The 18,291-nt window shown below is 47.0% G+C and carries 13 protein-coding genes and 4 tRNA genes; 3 read left to right on the top strand and 14 right to left on the bottom strand.

The window, feature by feature from the left end:
- Positions 1-138 precede the first annotated feature (138 nt).
- From RQP52_RS21880 to RQP52_RS21845, 8 genes are all read right to left on the bottom strand, one after another.
- Positions 139-2,745 (bottom strand): glycoside hydrolase family 78 protein, encoded by a 2,607-nt coding sequence (locus RQP52_RS21880; RefSeq protein ID WP_315953820.1) that lies wholly within the window; start codon positions 2,743-2,745, stop codon positions 139-141.
- Between the two features lie 15 nt (positions 2,746-2,760).
- The gene (locus RQP52_RS21875; protein WP_315953819.1) at positions 2,761-5,826 is read right to left on the bottom strand and encodes a glycoside hydrolase family 2 TIM barrel-domain containing protein; all 3,066 of its coding nucleotides are present in this window, start codon (positions 5,824-5,826) and stop codon (positions 2,761-2,763) included.
- Between the two features lie 261 nt (positions 5,827-6,087).
- On the bottom strand, positions 6,088-7,131 hold the full coding sequence (locus RQP52_RS21870) for a response regulator transcription factor (RefSeq protein ID WP_315953818.1): 1,044 nt from the start codon (positions 7,129-7,131) through the stop codon (positions 6,088-6,090).
- Positions 7,128-8,915: a sensor histidine kinase gene (locus RQP52_RS21865; protein WP_315953817.1), complete on the bottom strand. Its 1,788-nt coding sequence runs from the start codon at positions 8,913-8,915 to the stop codon at positions 7,128-7,130. Before RQP52_RS21865 ends, RQP52_RS21870 begins: the two co-directional genes overlap by 4 nt.
- 85 nt (positions 8,916-9,000) lie before the next feature.
- Complete coding sequence (locus RQP52_RS21860; RefSeq protein ID WP_315953816.1) at positions 9,001-9,798, bottom strand: carbohydrate ABC transporter permease; 798 nt, start codon at positions 9,796-9,798, stop codon at positions 9,001-9,003.
- A 93-nt stretch (positions 9,799-9,891) separates the two neighbouring features.
- Positions 9,892-10,746, bottom strand: coding sequence for an ABC transporter permease (locus RQP52_RS21855; protein ID WP_315953815.1), 855 nt, complete (start codon positions 10,744-10,746; stop codon positions 9,892-9,894).
- Between the two features lie 137 nt (positions 10,747-10,883).
- Positions 10,884-12,494, bottom strand: a complete 1,611-nt coding sequence (locus tag RQP52_RS21850; RefSeq protein WP_315953814.1) for an extracellular solute-binding protein — start codon at positions 12,492-12,494, stop codon at positions 10,884-10,886.
- A gap of 213 nt (positions 12,495-12,707) precedes the next feature.
- Positions 12,708-13,121 (bottom strand): winged helix-turn-helix transcriptional regulator, encoded by a 414-nt coding sequence (locus tag RQP52_RS21845; protein WP_315953813.1) that lies wholly within the window; start codon positions 13,119-13,121, stop codon positions 12,708-12,710.
- Between the two features lie 128 nt (positions 13,122-13,249).
- Here RQP52_RS21845 and RQP52_RS21840 point away from each other — a divergent pair, with 128 nt between their 5' ends.
- Positions 13,250-13,723: an SRPBCC family protein gene (locus RQP52_RS21840; RefSeq protein WP_315953812.1), complete on the top strand. Its 474-nt coding sequence runs from the start codon at positions 13,250-13,252 to the stop codon at positions 13,721-13,723.
- 118 nt (positions 13,724-13,841) lie between these two features.
- Here RQP52_RS21840 and RQP52_RS21835 read toward each other — a convergent pair.
- Together RQP52_RS21835 and RQP52_RS21830 are read right to left on the bottom strand one after the other, a co-directional pair.
- A tRNA-Leu gene (locus RQP52_RS21835) sits at positions 13,842-13,923 on the bottom strand.
- 16 nt (positions 13,924-13,939) lie between these two features.
- Positions 13,940-14,011 (bottom strand) — tRNA-Glu (locus RQP52_RS21830).
- A 155-nt stretch (positions 14,012-14,166) separates the two neighbouring features.
- Here RQP52_RS21830 and corA point away from each other — a divergent pair.
- The gene (corA, locus tag RQP52_RS21825) at positions 14,167-15,096 is read left to right on the top strand and encodes a magnesium/cobalt transporter CorA (protein WP_315953811.1); all 930 of its coding nucleotides are present in this window, start codon (positions 14,167-14,169) and stop codon (positions 15,094-15,096) included.
- Between the two features lie 68 nt (positions 15,097-15,164).
- On the opposite strand, the gene RQP52_RS21820 is transcribed toward corA, so the two are convergent.
- From RQP52_RS21820 to RQP52_RS21805, 4 genes are all read right to left on the bottom strand, one after another.
- Positions 15,165-16,907, bottom strand: coding sequence for a methyl-accepting chemotaxis protein (locus tag RQP52_RS21820; protein WP_315953810.1), 1,743 nt, complete (start codon positions 16,905-16,907; stop codon positions 15,165-15,167).
- Between the two features lie 145 nt (positions 16,908-17,052).
- Positions 17,053-17,141 (bottom strand) — tRNA-Ser (locus tag RQP52_RS21815).
- 7 nt (positions 17,142-17,148) lie between these two features.
- A tRNA-Asn gene (locus RQP52_RS21810) sits at positions 17,149-17,224 on the bottom strand.
- Between the two features lie 19 nt (positions 17,225-17,243).
- Entirely contained in the window at positions 17,244-17,717 is a 474-nt protein-coding gene (locus RQP52_RS21805) for a SprT family protein (RefSeq protein WP_315953809.1), read from the bottom strand.
- Positions 17,718-17,868: 151 nt separating this feature from the next.
- Here RQP52_RS21805 and RQP52_RS21800 point away from each other — a divergent pair, with 151 nt between their 5' ends.
- Positions 17,869-18,222 (top strand): hydrolase/acyltransferase, encoded by a 354-nt coding sequence (locus tag RQP52_RS21800; RefSeq protein WP_157317882.1) that lies wholly within the window; start codon positions 17,869-17,871, stop codon positions 18,220-18,222.
- Positions 18,223-18,291 lie beyond the last annotated feature (69 nt).

Here is an 18,291-nt window from a genome sequence, read left to right as displayed (position 1 = left end):
CTAATCTCTTCCTTAAGCTTTCCATCCAACGCATCTTGATGACCCGCCTTTCTATCTATGCGAAAACAGCCGGAATCGGTTTAGAAGGCTGCGCTACCCGCTCACCCTCTATCCGACTCCGGTCTGTTTGACTTGCATTTAGTTTAGCATAGAAACGTTTTCAAACACATAACTTCCTGAACCTACCTTGTGCACAGCCGCAGATGGCCCTGGGACATGAATGGTTGCTGTCGTATTCGCAGGCACATTCACTTGAAGATGGAAGTCCCCTTCCTCAGATAAACGCCATTCTACCGTTACTACTCCGTAAAGAGATTCATAACTTGCCTTCACCCAACTCAAGTTACCGCCCGGTTTCGGCCGTATGATGACATGCTGAAAACCTGGAGCCGCTGGATCTGCTTCAATGCCGGCCATATACCGAAACATCCATTCGCCGACAGAGCCAAGGGAATAGTGATTGAAGGAATTCATCGATGGCGTCTGAAAGCCTTGCTCCTCCGTCCATCCATCCCAGCGCTCCCAAATCGTAGTTGCCCCGTGTTTGATGGAATACATCCAAGACGGGAACGCTTCTTGCGTCAGAAGCTTGTAAGCGACATCCAAGCAGCCATTATCCGTCAGCGCCGGCAATAAGTAGCCTACGCCGAGGAACCCCGTTGATAACCGGTCGCCGCGCCCTTGTATGTCCGCCACCAGGCGCTCCCGCGCTTGCCCGCGCTGCTCTTCCGTTAGCAGCCCAAACTGCAGCGCCAGTACGTAAACCGTCTGCGTATCGCCGTGAATGCGACCTTCCTCAGCGACAAAAGCTTTGCGGAATGCCGCAGCAATATCGCCAAATAAAGCTTGGTATTGATCGGCTTCCTCGCTTTTCCCTAATACGCCGGCAATTTGCGCAAGCAGCTTCGTGCTGTAAGCGAAATAAGCTGTTGCGAGCACTTCGTTCGGCGTGTCAGCCCCGATGGATAGCCAATCGGCGTAATTGGCATACCCTGGACGCACCAGCTCGTCGGTGGTGTTTTTCAGGTAGTGCACCCATTTGACCATCGCCTCATAATGCGTTTCGAGGATACGCACATCGCCGTACATCAAATAGATCGTCCATGGGATAATGACACCTGCATCTCCCCAACCGGAGTTGTCCGGGGCGAACCAGTTCAGCCTCGTATTCCAGTTTTTATGGCGAATCCAACCCGCATCCGGAGCGACATCCGTAAACGCCCCTGAAGGCTGCTGGCAATCCACCATGTCCCAAACATATTTGCTGAAAAATCGGGAGACGTCCATATTGTAAGCCGCTGTACGGGCGAAAATTTGCGCATCTCCTGTCCAGCCAAGCCGCTCATCCCGCTGCGGACAGTCCGTTGGCACGGACAGGAAGTTCCCGCGCTGCCCCCATGTAATGTTCGAATACAGCTGATTCACCATCGCATCGGATGTCTCCAGCTTCCCGGTAACCGGCGTATCGGAATGAACAACTTTTCCTGTGAGGGTATCCAGATCAGGCTCTCCCGGATAGCCGATCAATTCCACATAGCGGAAACCGTGGAACGTAAAGTGGGGCTCGTAACTTTCCAGTCCCTCTCCTTTTAGAATATAGTGATCCTGCTGGCAGGCCTCTCGCAAGTTATCCACATATAGTGTGCCATCTGGATTCAGTATCTCCGCATGACTTAATGTAATCATCGTTCCGCGCTCACCTTGCACCGTTACAGCCGTCCAACCGACCATGTTTTGACCCATATCATAGATATAAGTACCCGCTGCCGTCTTCTTCACACTGATCGGTTTCATCGTCTTGGTGATGCGGATCGGCGGCTCAATCGCTGCCACAAGAAGTCCGTTATACCCTGAGCGCACATCCGGCACTTCCCAGGCTGAATCCTCATAACCCGGCTCATGCCATCCGGTTAATTCCTCTCTTGCATCGTAGGCTTCCCCTTTGATCATGTCGGAATATTGAATCGGCCCTCGGGTCGTCGACCATGAACGATCCGTGATCACTCTTTCCTTCGTCCCATCCTCATAATCCAAGCTCACCTGCATGAGGAAAAACGGTCTTTCCCCGTAAACTTTATCACCCAGAAATCCTACCGTTCCCGCATACCAGCCATCTCCCAAAATAACGCCAAACGCATTATCGCCAGTCTTCAGCTTCTCTGTAATATCGACGGCCTGAACCTGTACACGAATGTTGTAATCCGTCCATCCCGGAGCAAAACGGTCACCGATTCGCTCACCGTTCACATACAAGTCATAAACGCCTAACGCTGTCGCATAAGCAATAGCCCGCCGCACCTTTTTCTTGACCTCAAACGATTTTCTGAAAAATGGTGAAGGCTGCATGAGCGCACCCGGCTCGGATTTGCGTCCGATCCATTGCGCCTTCCAATCGCCACGTGACAATATCCCCATCATCCAGAACGCCGTCTCGCTCCATTCCGTGACCGCGCCAGCTCCGTCCCAGACGCGCACTTTCCAATAATATTCCCCTTCAGCCTGAAGGGGTTGCCCCTCATACGGGACATGCGTTGATGCGTTCGAACTCACTTTGCCGCTGTCCCACACATCCGCTTGATCATTCGCTAACTTTTCCCGAGAAGAAGCAACCATGATGTGATAAGCGCTCTGCACGACCTCTTGCTTATCGGATTGCAGCTGCCAGAAAAGCCGAGGCTTCAGGACGTCAAGGCCAATCGGATTCAGCATATATTCGGTTTTACAATGTGCTACTTTTGTCGTCATTAGGTAACCCTCCATTTATTGTGCTTTTAATGGTGAGACAGGTCTCAACCGAATCGTAAAATTCATCGGCTCTGCTTTAATCAAATACTTGTCGAGCGTAGGCGCATAGCCGCAGCTATGATTGCCTAGGCCGCTCTGTCTGGCATCCAGTTTGACAATGGTTTGATCCACCCTTGTGAGGTGATGAACATGTTTCGTTGTTGTCAAATCCTCCGTCGTGTAGTGATGAACACTCGTGTCGAAGGCTGGCTCGCCTGTGAACAACAGTCCGACTCCTTCTTGATTCCGAAGGGACGACCATCTTACGTCCGCTTTATTGCCATTCTCCTGCGGTTTGATATACGGTACGAACTGCTCCTGTACCGATCCGCTGTATAGGCCCAGCTTGCCGCTCTCCTTACGATCCGCATAACATTCGTGCGGCCCACGGCCAAACCACGACAGCTGGTTGAAGCTGTCCGGCATCACAAGCTCTACCCCGAATCTAGGCAGCGGCGGCAGCTCCTCCCTCGGTTCAATCTGCACGTACAACGTCACTTGACCGTCTGCAGCGATGGTATAGACCATGCGGGAATCAAAAGCGATCTTCCCGCCTCGCGCTCCAACAACGGACTTGACCGTTATCCGGCTGCCTCCCGCTTCCGTCCGGTCAATTGCAACCTCGCGCACATCGGTGACGAGTCGATTATAGCCGGCTTTCACCCACTCTTTGGCGAGATGAACATCGTTATCAACCGGAGCACGCCATAAATGGAGCTTAGGGCCTGTCGTCAGCAAGGATACTCCTTTGTACGTCCATGCCGTCATTGCGCCTTGATGTCTATCAAACACCATTAAGAAATCTTGGCCTGCAAGCGTAATTTCATTGCCAGCTTCATGCAGCGTCAAAGGAGTTGCCTCTTGAGCGGCATCCTTCGGCTCAGGTGCCTCAGCGACAGTTAGCACCGGAATATCCGCCCAGGCAATCTCATGACCCTTTTCAGCCCAAACGACCGGATCTCGGAGCATAAAATGAATGTGAAGCCAATATTCACCCTTGTTTTTCAGCTTGTGTACATCAATCGGGACGTGGATGTCCTCAGACTGGCCCGCAGGGGTGTGCAGCCTCGCAAGTTCACCGTTCTCCACCATGACGCCATCTTGCCACAAGCTCCATAATCCCTGTAAATGGGACAAGGGCACAAAATCATACCTGTTCCAGACTCTCAGCTTGCCTAGCGCTGCATCCATCACCTCGATTTTCACCGGCTCAATGGCTTTCTTGTATTCCAACAGAGAAGCCTTGATCGACCGATCCGGGAAAAGCAGCCCATCCAGGCAGAAATGGCCGCTGTGCGGCTCTTCCCCGAAATCACCGCCATACGCATACCAAGCTCCCCCTCGCTCCGCCTGCTGCTTGATCCCTTGGTCCGCCCATTCCCAGATCAGACCGCCAAGCAGCCGTGGGTACGTGTAGATCGCCTCCCAATACTCTTGCAAATTCCCCACGGCATTGCCCATGGCATGCCCGAATTCGCACATGAGGTAAGGGCGCTTATCGTCCTTGCAGCCTTCTTGAATGACGGTTTCGACCGCAGGATACATCGAACTGACGACATCAACGACAGGTGCATCATAAGCACGTTCATAATGAATCGGACGCGTCGGATCGGCTTCCCTGATCCATGCGGCCATGGCATCGTGATTGGCCCCGTAGCCGGACTCATTGCCAAGCGACCACATGATAATGGATGGATGGTTTTTATCCCTTTCCACCATTCGTTTCGCCCGCTGGACGAACGCTTCTTTCCACTCAGGCTGCTGAGCCAGATGCCCTTCATTCCCGTAAAAGTGAAACCCGTGCGTCTCCAGATCCGTTTCATCGATGACATATAAACCAAAGCGGTCGCACAACTCCAGCCATCGTGAGTCATTGGGATAGTGGGATAACCGAACCGAATTGATGTTGTGCTGCTTCATTAAAGTGATATCGCGCAGCATCGATTCCTTCGTTGTTACATAGCCCAGCTCAGGGTCAAACTCGTTACGATTAACGCCCTTTATAATAATCGGGTTACCGTTAACGAGCAGTTGTCCCTCCTCGATCCTGATGTCCCGGAATCCGACGTGAATGCTTTTGACCTCTACAATTTGCTGTTTCTTGTCGTACATCGTGAGTAATAGCGTGTATAAATAAGGCGTTTCCGCCGTCCACAAACGGGGAGAAAACACCTCTTGAATCAGCTCTGCAACAGGTTCATCCTGCCGCACATGATGGTACCGATCGCAGACAATATGACGATCCGCATCCAACAGCGTCGTACGAAGTTGAAAGAAATCCGATTTCAGAAAAGGCGCATCCGTTACATCAGCGAAATCAACACGAACCTCTAATTTCGCTTTGGCATAACCCTCATCCAAATGAGTCCTGACTCTGACGTCCCTCACCGACACTTGGGGGGAGGACAACAAGTAAACGTCGCGAAAAATCCCGCTCATCCGCCATTTATCCTGGCTCTCCAGATAACTGCCGTCGCACCATTGATAAACTTGTACGGCAATGACATTTTGCCCCTCGTTTAAGTAAGGGCTTACATAAAACTCGGAGTGAAAGTGGCTGCCTTGGCTATAGCCGACGAAGCGGCCGTTTATCCAAACGTGAAAAGCGGAATCCACTCCTTCAAAAACAAGATGAACCCGTTGATTGTTCGTTGTCTCTTGGAAGTGAAACTGCGTTCTGTAGCAGCCAACCGGATTTTGATTAGGCACATAAGGCGGATTGATCGGGAAAGGATACGGACAACTGCTATAATGGGGTCTCCCATATCCGTGTAACTGCCAGTTGGAAGGAACCGGTATTGTCGCCCAGCCGTTCGGTTCAAAGCTTGCCATATAGAAATCGGCCGGCACTTCCGCCACAGATTCCCCGTATTTAAAATGCCATTCGCCATTCAGTGACTGCACATTAGGCGAACGTTCTATCTCATTAGCGAGAGCACTCTCCCAATCGTCATACGGTATCAAATTCGCATGCGGCGGCTCTGTATTTCTCTCTAGAATGCTTAGATTTTGCCAATCTGGAACGTGATCTCCAGGCATCATGTTATTCGCCTCCATCGTATATCCTTTTCAGCATAGTCTACGAATAGCCAGGATGACTATTCAAAAATCCGACCACTTTTGTTGTGAAAACTGATTGCCTTTAAATCCATATAACTGGAAAAACTCCCGTTATTTTCAGCGCTTTTGCATCATTGGTGTACCTAGCGCTGAAATAGATGGAGTTTTTCCAGTTATGTGCCCCGCTTCCTGTTTTAACTTGCAATTAGCGGGAGAATTTGCTTTTAAACAGTTGTTGAGCTGCTATAATTTCCACTTACTTTGACGATACTCCGTGGGAGTAAAGCCCATATGCCGTTTGAACATCTTGGAAAAGTGAACATAATCCGAAAACCCAACGGCCGCACTAACTTCGTAAACTTTATTAGCCGAATCCGAGAGCTGCTTTGCGGCTTGATCCATTCTCAGTCGAATCAGATATTGGCTGAAGGGAACGCCAAGCTCTGTTTTAAACATATGACTGAAATTAGCCGGTTTGACTTCCAGCTGCTGGGCAATTTTCGTTAGTGTAAGATCAGGGTCGCCATAATACTTCTCGACATAGGCAATTCCCGCTTGAATTACTTTGCCGTACCCCCAGTTTCTAGTTCCCCGAATCGTCTTCATGGCCGCATAAATATGTGCAATGAATGTGTCGAAGTGATGGGTAATCTTATCCAAACCTCGCGGAAACGGCAATTCTTGTCCCGAAACAGAACGAAATTCATCTTCCAACAAGGCGATATAACCCGTCAGTTTTCTTTCCATATCATGGGTAGTCATCTGGTTATTCGTTAATTCATGCTGCAACGAGTTCAGCTCTTTCTCAATCTCCAGTTCCCGGAGATCCCATAAATCACGGGCCAGCTGCTTCGCACTCGTTTTGAATGACCATAACTGCTCTTTGTTATCATGAACAATGCGTGCTTTCTCTAGCCGTATCTTCTCCCGCAAAGCATGTAGCGTGGGCAGCAAGTGATCCTCATTAATCGGTTTCAATAAATAATCTGCTGCACCAGCACGCAGAGCTTGCTGAGCGTATTCAAATTCCCCATAACCGGAAACTACAATGACCGAAGATGAGATACCCTCCTGCTTAAGAGCCAACATTAAGGCTACGCCATCCATGACAGGCATTCGAATATCCGTAATAATGATGTCCGGCACATGAAGTCTTGCCAGAGCCAGGGCCTGCTGCCCATCCTCTGCTTCCCCTACAACCTTGAATCCCTCGGCTTCTGACTCCATCAGAGCAATCAGTCCCATCCTTACTATCGGTTCGTCTTCGACAACGACGACGGTCATCATACGGATCGCTCCTTCCGATAAGGCATTCTAATCTCAACAATAGTTCCCGTGTTTTCTGAGCACACAATGGAAAGGCCATAGGGTTCACCAAACTCAAGTCTCAACCTGCTGTGAACGTTCCACATGCCGATCCCTCCGAATGGAGCGCTTGCTTGCAGCATTTGCTCCTCCGACATGAAGGCAAAAGCTTGGTTATACGTCTCCACCAGATCCGGCGGCATCCCCCTACCTTTGTCGATAATCAGAAGTTTTATCCCGGCATCATCGAAGCTGGCTCGAAGACCCATATACGTGGGCTTAATCGAATAATCCTCATAGCCATGAATAAAAGCATTCTCAACAATCGGCTGCACCGTGAGACGAAGTGTATGAATTTCTTTCAAACGATTCAAGTCCAAATCGACGTCTACTTCCAAACTTTGATAGCGTTCTTTCTGAATGTGAATATAGTTGAACATATGCTGGATTTCTTCAGCAAGTGATACCGTGTCCTCAGGATTGTCAATGCTGTAACGGAATATATCGGACAACCATACCGTCATCTGACTGATCGGTTTTACTTTAGCGATGATGGCATAGGCATTGATAACTCCCAGCGTATTATAAAGAAAATGGGGATTGATTCTCGCTTGAAGCATCTGAATCTTGGATTCCCTTTGGTGAATGGCCATTTCTTTTTCCTTCTGATGGGAAGTATGCATCATTTTGATCAGCCGATTCAAATCTTCTAACATCAGATTAAAACCTCTGTTCAGACTTCCGATTTCATCCTTGCGCAGCGGAGCGCGAATGCTCAGGTCGCCCATCTCCACTTTTTTCATTAAATTCATTAAGTGCGAGAGTGCACGCGTGATGGAGAGTGAAAAGCTGAGAATCGTCACAAAGGCCAAAACAATGAGCAGCAAGACAAACCCTAGGGTTAGATTTCGAAAATAAATCAAATCTTCCATCAGTTCCTGCAGCGGAACTTCCGACACAATCGTTAACCCTGTTGAGGCTGAGCGGTTATACACAACAATTGACTTGCCTGCTCCTGTTCCGTTCGTAAAGTAAGGCGAGCTTATGTTTTCGAAATGATTCTTATATTTGGCCGGCAGTAGCTGCTGCCACTTTTGCGGATCAGGATGATACAGGTACCTGTCGTCTGTGTTTACGATAGAAATAATCCCTGTTTTACCCAATTGGGCTTGGTTAATGATGTCGGTCGTTCGATTCAAGGATAAATCAATGATCAGATAACCTGCGGTTACATACGTTTCATTATCGATGATTCTTCGGAAGACCGTAATAACCTCCGTACCGTCTCCTGTCATGCTGATGCCCAAAATCCGAAAATTGTCCTTGTTGTTATCAGCAAATTCTTTTCTATAACTATCAACACGATCTGCGAATGCTATATTGCTATAATAAGGACCTTTAAGTGAAATAATAGAAAGTCCATAAATATCATCTCGATTATAGACCATGTTGGGAATGAGATCCGCTCGGATACGCGAGCTTAAATCATAATAGTCATATTGATTAGTAGGGTCTATTTTGACAAATTGCTGTACGAGTGGATGGGCTAGCAGAGGAAGTGTCGCCTTCTTGATATCAGAAAAATAGACGTCAAGGTTATAATTGATTTGGCGCATAAGCTGTTGATTATTATTAATGGCGTTATCCTCAATGGTTTCCATGGATCGATCGTACCAGAACTTCCCGAGGATTAAAAACGGCAAACAGAAGAAGCCGAAGAAGAGCAGAACCAGCTTTAACTTAATCGTCATCGTCTTGATTCGCATACTGCATTCCCCTTTTTCTTCCGTCTGTGCTTCTAGGTTGTCTACTATAAAAATAACTTATTTTACGGAATCAAGAAACCCTTATCTATTCTTTGACTGAGCCTAGCATTGCGCCTTTAACGAAATGCTTTTGAAGAAGCGGATATACGATGAGAATCGGCAAGGTAGCGACCAGCACGATGCCCGCTTTCATCATTTCCGGCGTAAACTGCGTACTCAGTTGGAAATCGCTCATTCCGGTATTGGCACCATTGTCTACAATGAGATTACGCAGCAGAACTTGAAGCGGATATAAGTCTCGCGAGCGAATGTAGATCGTTGCCGAGAAATAGGAATTCCATTGGCTGACGGTATGAAATAAGGTGATGGTCGCCAGTACGGGCATAGATAATGGCAATACGATTCGCGTGTAAATGCGCAGCTCCCCGCAACCATCCATTTTGCCTGCTTCAAACAATTCCCCAGGAAGTGCTTTAAAAAAAGTCCGAATGATAAGAACATAAAATGCGCTCATCGCTCCAGGAATAATGAGTGACCATAGCGAATTAATCATGCCAAGCTGCTTGACCAACAAATAACTTGGAATTAAGGGTACAGGAAACACGAACGTAACGACAATAAGTTTCAAAATGATGGTCCGCCCCGGCATCATCGGCCTCGTAAGCGTGTAAGCTAAGAGCGAACATAGGAGCAGCGTCACAAGCGTTCCAATGACAGTAATATAAATGCTTACTCCCATAGCTATCCAAATCTCGTCTAACGCAAAAATAGATTCATAGACATCAAACTGCATGCCTTTGGGCCAAAGCCCTACCAATTTGGCATTCGCATATTCCGGAAGGCTAAGCGACACGGCCAATAAGTGAATTAATGGCGCGATCATGCTCAAACTGGTTATAACTAAGACAGTTATATTTACAACTGAAAACCATTGAAAGGAACGAGCGATTCTCAGGTCAATCCCCTCCTGTTTGTTCTAATAAACGCTTTCACCCGTTGTCTTTTTGCTTAATGTATTCACCAACGCCAACAATATCAACCCAATGACGGATTTAAACACACCAATTGCGGTAGAGTAACTATACTGGCTATCTAGTAAGCCAACTCTATAAATATAGGTATCGAACACTTCACCAACATCTCGCACAAGCGGATTTAAGAACATTAGCATTTGCTCAATATTAGCATCCAATAGATTCCCTACTCTAAGAAGCAGCAGAACGATGATTGCCGGCATAAGCGATGGCAGCGTAATCGACCATATTTGCCGAATTCGACTTGCACCATCTACAGTGGCAGCCTCATATAAGCTCGGATTGATTCCGGCAAGCGCGGCCAAATAAATGATAGTCCCCCATCCAATTTCCTTCCAAATGCTAATAGATATAATCGTTCCTAGAAAAGTTGTCGAGTTCCCCAGAAAGTCAAAAGGTCCGAGGCCAAAGTGATGAAGCAGCTGATTCATCCAGCCCTTAGCGTCAAGAAGATTGGAAAAGATCCCGCCTACAATGACCCATGATAGGAAATGCGGCAAATACAACATCGTCTGAAGTGGACGTTTCAACCACATTGCTCGCAATTCGTTCAACAAGATAGCTAGAATTAAAGGCGCCGGAAAACCAAATAAAATGGAGTAAAGTCCCAGTTTTAAGGAGTTGCGCATAATAATCCAGAAATCATCATATCGGAACAACGTCAGAAAATGATCCAACCCCACCCATTTGCTGTGCATAAAACCTTGAAATAGGTTGTAATTCTGAAAAGCGATGATATTGCCGACCAGAGGGATGTATTTGAAGGTAAAAAAGTAGAGTAAACCGGGGATTGCCATGAGAATAAGCACCCAGGACTCTTTGGATCGGATCTGTGCAAACAGGGCGTTCTCCCCCTTTGTGAAATGATGTGGATCGAGCAACAGGAGGTCCAAGTCGGGGCTGATCTCGATCCACGTTTAACCGGGTCTATTCGTTATTTAGTATTGAATTTGTTGTACCATTCTGTCGCTTCTTTAATTGCGGCATCGCCGCCTCGCTTTTTCCACTCAACCACGAAGTTGTCGAACGCCGAATCAAGCGGTTCACGCCCCGTAAGCACCTTGGCAAACATGTCCAAGAAAAGAGTGCCTTGAGCAGCTCCAATATTTAATTCCGGATGGCTTGCGAGCGATTCCAAACGAGGCATAAATTTAGCTTCATTCGGGATTAGACTTTCTTTGGACGTGGCATAACCTTTGGTAATCTTATCGGATTCCGGCAGCGCCTTAAGCACAAGTGGAGCAGCGAAACCGATCTCACGCGGGTTCAGTGAAACCTGATACATTTGGAAAGCATTTTTCTCTGCATTGACCGGCTGATTAATATCGTATTTAATCTGTCCGTTTTCTTCTGTGAAGTTTTGTCCTTTGATCCCATAAGCAAAAAATTGGTCAGCGTCAGGACTGCTATAGGCCCATTCCAGATACTTAATGATGTTCTCTGGATTTTTGGTTTTGGCTGGAATTACCCAGACGAAATAAATTTCATCCGATTGCAGCGCCATGCCTTTATCACCGCGTGGGCCTTGTGGGGGCGCAATCATGCTAACAGAAGCGTTAGGTTGGTTAAGGAACGTTTTTGCTGCGTTGTCCTTGCCGTACCCAGCCAGGTATTGATAAACGGCAGCGCCCCAAACCCCAACTTCCCCTTTGGCAATGGAAGCATTCTGTTCATCTTCTTTTTTCACAAACAAATTGGGATTGATGTAGCCTTTATCGTATAACTGCTTGTAGAAAGCGATCGCTTCCTTCATTCTAGGGTCAATAATATCCGGGACGAGCTGCCCGTTCTTGAGGCTCCACTTGTTCGTATGAACACCAAATGCAGGTGTGAAAATATCTGTCCAAATAATATTGTTGAACATGCCTAAACCATATTCATCATTTGGATCGCCATTGCCATTCATGTCTTCTTTTTTAACCGCTTCGAAAAAGGCTAAGTAGTCATCCAGTGTCTTAGGAGTATCCATTTTAAGCTTATCCAGCCAATCCTGGCGGATGAAGATAGAACGGTCAGCCGGTACCCCACGGGTAACGGGTATGCCGTAAATTTTACCGTCCTTGGAAATACGGGGACTTTTCCAGAACTCTGCGGGTATTTTCTTTTTTAACGTAGGCGCGTATTTATCAATGAGGGGACCGAGTTCGAGAAAAACACCTTGATCGACAGCACCGCTGTGAATGGTAGATACGATACTGTCCGTCCGGATCAAGTCAGCCAGATCACCGGATGCAAAACGAAGAGACAACTGCTGGGCATAATCGCTATGTCCCAAGAAATCATACTTCACATTGAAACCGGATAATCGGTTCAGTTCTTTCTTGTAGATATCGTCTTCTTTGGATTGTTTGGCATAGGCAAATTCGGAATGCGACAGGAGAATATGAATGGGCTCGGAAGCCGATGCATTAGAAGTGGAAGTTGCCTTGCTTTCATTAGAAGAATTACCGCAACCGGCTAGCATAACAACAGACATCAAAGCTCCAACTATCGTGATAGCGCTCCGCTTGCGAAGGAAACGGGAGTTGTTCGAAAGTGCTTTCAAATGAAGTAGCCCCTCTCTATAAACATTATTATCATGGGCCCATGATAGTTTTCATTATAGTAACACTTACAATAAATTCACATGTGTTTTTAGTCGGAATTATGTGTTTATTCAAAATACTTCTACTAGCAATTTGGACAAATGCAAAAGGAGCTAAGCGGCTTATACCTGCTTAACTCCCGGTGAAGGTTGTCCTCTTCGACTATTCATCATCTACGAAGTAACATCGTCGAAATTCTTCAAAAGGCGCCGTTCCAGACCTTTTTCGTTTGATATTAATTCTTGCATTATCGGAATATCCATATCGGTATTGGGGTTGTATTTAAGGCCCCAGTGCATCACGGCAAATACGACCGGAAACAGATCAAGCGCTTTTTGCGTTGGTCGGTACATCGTTTGTGCGCGGCTTGAAGCGCCTTCTATTTTGACAAGAAGGCCTGCATCTGTTAAGGATTGGAGGCGTGCGCTCAAAATATTGGTTGCTATGCCCTCGCGTGAAGCAAGAAATTCGCGGTAATGCCGCTTGTTATGGATAAGGACATCACGAAGTATGATGAGGCTCCATGGATCGCCCCATATGTCGAGTGCATATACGATTGGACAAACTGTAGGGGCTCGTTTTTTCATGAGTAGATTATACTCCCCATACTTGCATCTTGCAAGTTGACATATTCGCCCTGTTTGTACTTGCAATTTGCAAGTGATAACTTTATACTAAGAATGCTATTACCAAATATTGAGAGGAGATAGCTTGCATGAATCAAAACTACACCACTACCTTTAATGTGGACCAAAGCCCTGACGAAGTCTTCGCCGCTATCAATAACGTCCGAGGTTGGTGGTCGGAGGATGTTGAAGGCAGAACCGACGAACTTGGCGAGTTTAAGCACCACTACCAGGACATTCACCGCTGCACCATCGCAATCACCGAACTTATTCCAGGTAAGAAAGTTGTTTGGCACGTTATGGACAATTACTTCAACTTCGTAATGGACAAGAGCGAGTGGAAGGATACCGACATTATCTTTGAGATCTCCAAGAAGGACGGTACAACAGAAGTTCGCTTTACGCACGTAGGTCTAGTCCCATCATACGAATGCTACAGCGTTTGCACGGACTCCTGGGGCACCTATATCAACGGCAGCTTGCGCAGCTTGATTACGGAGGGTAAGGGCCATCCTAACCAGAGCGAGCGAATTGCCAATAAACACGGCTTGGAACACTCTTAGAAAGACCTGGCTATCCCTTATCCCTTTCCCACAATTTTCTCCTCATGCAAAAAACCAAGGAGCTAAGCGAGAACAGCTCGCTTAGCTCCTTGGTTTATAAATTCTTGGAAATCTGGGATGCGGTCGGAGGGATTTGAACCCTCACGCCTTGTGAGCGCCACCCCCTCAAGATGGTGTGTCTGCCGTTCCACCACGACCGCATAAGAGGATAAAAACTGACCCGTAGGGGACTCGAACCCCTGTTACCTCCGTGAAAGGGAGGTGTCTTAACCACTTGACCAACGGGCCACGAAAGTCATGAAGCTTGTGCAGCCCATTTTGACGACAATTGTTATTATAAAGGATCAAATCTCAATTGACAAGTGCAAAATCTGGATCACTTCCGGACAAATATGGTATGCTGAAACCAATTCAACCTGACCGAGGTGTTTGGTTTGTCATCCATGCTTATATATGAATCTACAAAGGCAACCGTCCACGAGGAAGAGGTACGCATTCCAGCCCCAAACGAAGTTGTTTGGGTGCGAATGGAGAACCCGTCGCCCGATGAAGTCAAACATGTCCTTGGCGATGTATTCAAGTGCCACCCGCTCCTCGTTGAGGATGCCATCAAGCTCAACCAACGGCCGAAGATGGATACGTATAAAGATCACATCTTCCTGACTTTCTTCGCTGTCTCCGAGGGGCTGGAGCCCCAAGAAATTGCGATTGTGATCGGCTCTAATTTTGTTATTACCGTTTACAAAGACAAGCTTCCTTTCATGGACCAGCTCTACCTGACATGCCAAGAAGTGCCTGAACGCATCAGCCATCCCGGCGTCATTTTGCATGCCATTCTGGACCGCTGTGTTGACGACTATACCGTCATCGTGGAACATCTGGACAATCGCCTGGACCATATGGAGCAATCCGTCTATCATAATCCCGCGATTCGCATCGCACAGGATATTTTCCAGCTGAAAAGAATCATGCACCAGCTCCGCCGCGTCATTGTCGATGAACGAATAACTCTGGCGGCTATTGCGCACCACTCTTTTCCCTACACACGTGAAGAAGATGATGTCTACTTCCTAGATATTATGGACCATATTTCGCGTGTCGTAGATTCGCTGGATATTTTCCGTGAATCGCTGACTGGGCTGCTTGAGCTTCAGATGAGCATGAAATCCGATCGCATGAACGAAATTATGAAAACATTGACCGTTTTCAGCACGATTTTTCTGCCGCTCACCTTTATTGTTGGCGTCTACGGCATGAATTTCAAAAACATTCCCGAGCTAGGTTGGGACTATGGGTATCTGTATGTCTGGATTCTGATGATTGGCATCGGTTTTTTGATGTGGTACTTTTTTAAACGTAAACATTGGTTCTGACTATGCATTGTGCAAAAAAAGGAAAAGCACCCGCCGTGATATCCTCAATCACCGGGTGCCTTTTTTCCTTATGCTATTTTAAAATAAGCAACCGATTCATTGAGTGTATTCACAACAGAGCGAAGCTGCTCGGAAGCTGCAGCGATATTCTGCATCATGGCTAACTGTTCTTCCGTTGCAGCAGCAACGTTCTGTGATTTAATCAGAATCTGCGATGAGCTTGCAGCAGCGTGATCCATCGTCGCAGAAATTTCCTGCGAGCTCGCCGACATTTGTTCCGTGATAGCTGAAGTCTCATGAATTTGCGTCACAATGTGCGTGACGGATGCCATGATCGTATGGAAGCTTTGATTTACTTCCTGCATCATCGCTGATCCCGTACCAGCCTCTTGCTTCGTCACTTGCATGGACTCGGACACACTTGCAATCTCAACTCGCGTTTGATGAATCAATTGATTAATACTATCGGCAGAAGCGATGGACTGCGAGGCCAGCTTGCGGATTTCATTGGCGACAACATGAAATCCTCTGCCGTGCTCGCCTGCTCTGGCCGCCTCAATTGAAGCGTTCAGTGACAGCAGGTTCGTTTGATTAGCAAAAGAGGTAATGCTAGAAGCAATTAACCCGATTTCATCGGATTTGCGCGTCAACGATGATACGGTTTGTGAGAGTTGATCCACCGATTTCAGGATGCTCGCGATTTGCTGCTGCAACTTCTCCAGCAGTTCATTGCCTAACTCCGCATGGCGCGAAGTTAGCGATGAGTGGTCCGCCATGACGCTCGAGTTTTCAGCCACCCTTTGAATACCAATCGCCATTTCCTCAATCGTTCTGCTCGTTTCTTCACTGCTTCTGACTTGAATTTCAACGTCATGCGTCATGTCTTGAATGTTCGTAGCGACATGCTCGGCAGCCGTAGCCGATTCCCTGGAGCTATCCGAGAGCTCGATTGAAGCATCATGGACGAATTGCGTATTGGTGGCAATTACAGCGATCAAACCTTTTATTTTCATAACCATCGTATCGACAGACTCTGTAATTTTTCCCAGCTCATCCGTCGCGTACTTGTTCCCCGGCTCATGCCGCAAATCTCCAGCCGCCACTTCAGAAGTGACCCTCATGATGGACCGGACCGTCCTCATTATTTTACGAATGATCATCCAACCGGATACGGCCAGCAAAAGGACGATAAGTGCGACAGATGCATACACGGTTTGCTCTGTTTTACGATTTTGATCCTCGATCTGATCGATACTCGCATTTGCATAGGCGTCCAAAATTTCACCAATTTGGTTCATACCTTCGCGTCCTTTCTCGAAAGTAGCCATAAGTTTAGGGTCATTGCTGGCGTTTTTCCCTTTTCCCAAAGACTGTACCACGGCATCCGCTTCCTTTGCCCACTGATCAAAAGAGGTATGAAACCCGGCAACATTCTGCTCGATCGTCAGCTTCGTTTCTGCGTGTGCCACCTGATGAAGATTCTTCGTTTTTAAAATGCTTGCGGCCTGCTCAACTCTCGTATTCGCTTGTTCAATATTCTCTTTCATCGCTTTGAGCTGCTTCGCTGTGTCCTCCGCATTCAATGTGCCTGATACGAGCAGTTGGTATGCCACTAGCGCCTGATACATATCCCGGTCCCCGTTCAAAATGAGCGAAGTACTCTTGTCCGTTGTTTCGTATAGGGATGACGCCAACGCCCTTGTATTACTTTTGTTTTGCTCCATTAAATAAATACTTGTCCCCAAATACAGGATGGAAGGCACTAATAACAATAAAATCAAACGCACTCGAATGGATAAACCTTTTGCCATCTCTTCAGCCCCCGTCTAGTTGTCTGTTGTTTTCATCACTATAAGGGATAATCGTTTGTTAAGTATTAAACAAATGTTAGCACAATTCACAAAAAAATAAGCCCAAACGGCGTAAACGCCATCTGAGCTTATTTCCAAATTCATACGGAGAGAGAGGGATTCGAACCCTCGCACCGCTTACGCAGTCTAACCCCTTAGCAGAGGGTCCCCTTATAGCCACTTGGGTATCTCTCCAAAGATATGGCTCCCCGAACAGGACTCGAACCTGTGACAACTCGATTAACAGTCGAGTGCTCTACCAACTGAGCTATCAGGGAATGAATAAGTATAATTTTATTATGAAGGCGCTTGTAAGTCAAGTGTATACGATTTCAATTTTCCCCTACACTTTCCACAGGCATACTTGCGGACGTCCACTTTCCGCTTTCGAAAATACTCCGTTTTGCAATTGACGCATTCCAGACGGTATTTATAAGCCCTTTTCTGACGTGCCTGAGGCAGCGATTGACAGAAGCGGGACCCTCCAACCTGCGCCAACAATGTTTTGAAATCATGATCGCGGTGCTTATAACCTCGTTTTAAGATATGTAAATGATAATGGCAAAGTTCATGTTTAATGATTTTCTCGATTTCTTCACGGCCAAACATCTCCCACTGCATCCAAGAGATTTCGATATCATGGGATTTGGTAAAATAACGTCCTCCCGTCGACCTTAATCTTCGGTTAAAACGCGCCTGATGAACAAACGGCCTTCCAAACGATGCCAAAGAAATCTGCTCAATCCACTCCTGAAGTTCCCGATCCTCCATCCCCTACGCTCCTTAGATTTTTCATTAAAAACTTTCGTCGCAAGCTCATCTTAGACAAGTTCTCACTTGAATTTGTACCGTATGTACGGCTATACTGTCAAGTAGAAAAGAAAGAACGAAAGCTTTATACAGAGAGGATTTGACCAATCGAATGCCACAAATGCGATATGCCATTCTAAAGCTCGACCAGCAAGTAGAATTTGTTGCAATGCCATCTTCCTATTCCTATCAACTAACCGCTTTGAATCAAAGATTGCACAAAGAATTGGATAAACTGACGGCCGATGATGTCCCTCAACTCCCTCGGGTGATTGCAGAGTGTGATGATCTGGAGCTAATCGGAACGACGTATACGCTCATTCAAGGATTAGAGTATATTAATCGTTTGGAAAAATCCTTTGCCGGCATCCAGGAGAAATCCTATCCACTGATCTCGCTGCTAACTGAAATCCGCGCGCTTCAAGCGCAGCTGGAACAGTGGTACGAAGAGGAATTTGAAGATTAATGTCAAAAGGACCTGCACCCTACTCCCTTCTCCTTCATATGCTATAAGTACATGGCGAAGAAGGGGATG

The organism is Paenibacillus violae (assembly GCF_032461945.1).
In the GTDB taxonomy this organism is placed as follows: domain Bacteria; phylum Bacillota; class Bacilli; order Paenibacillales; family NBRC-103111; genus Paenibacillus_E; species Paenibacillus_E violae.
The sequence above is the reverse complement of the archived record's forward strand: the minus strand, read 5'-3'. Positions and strand labels throughout refer to the sequence as shown.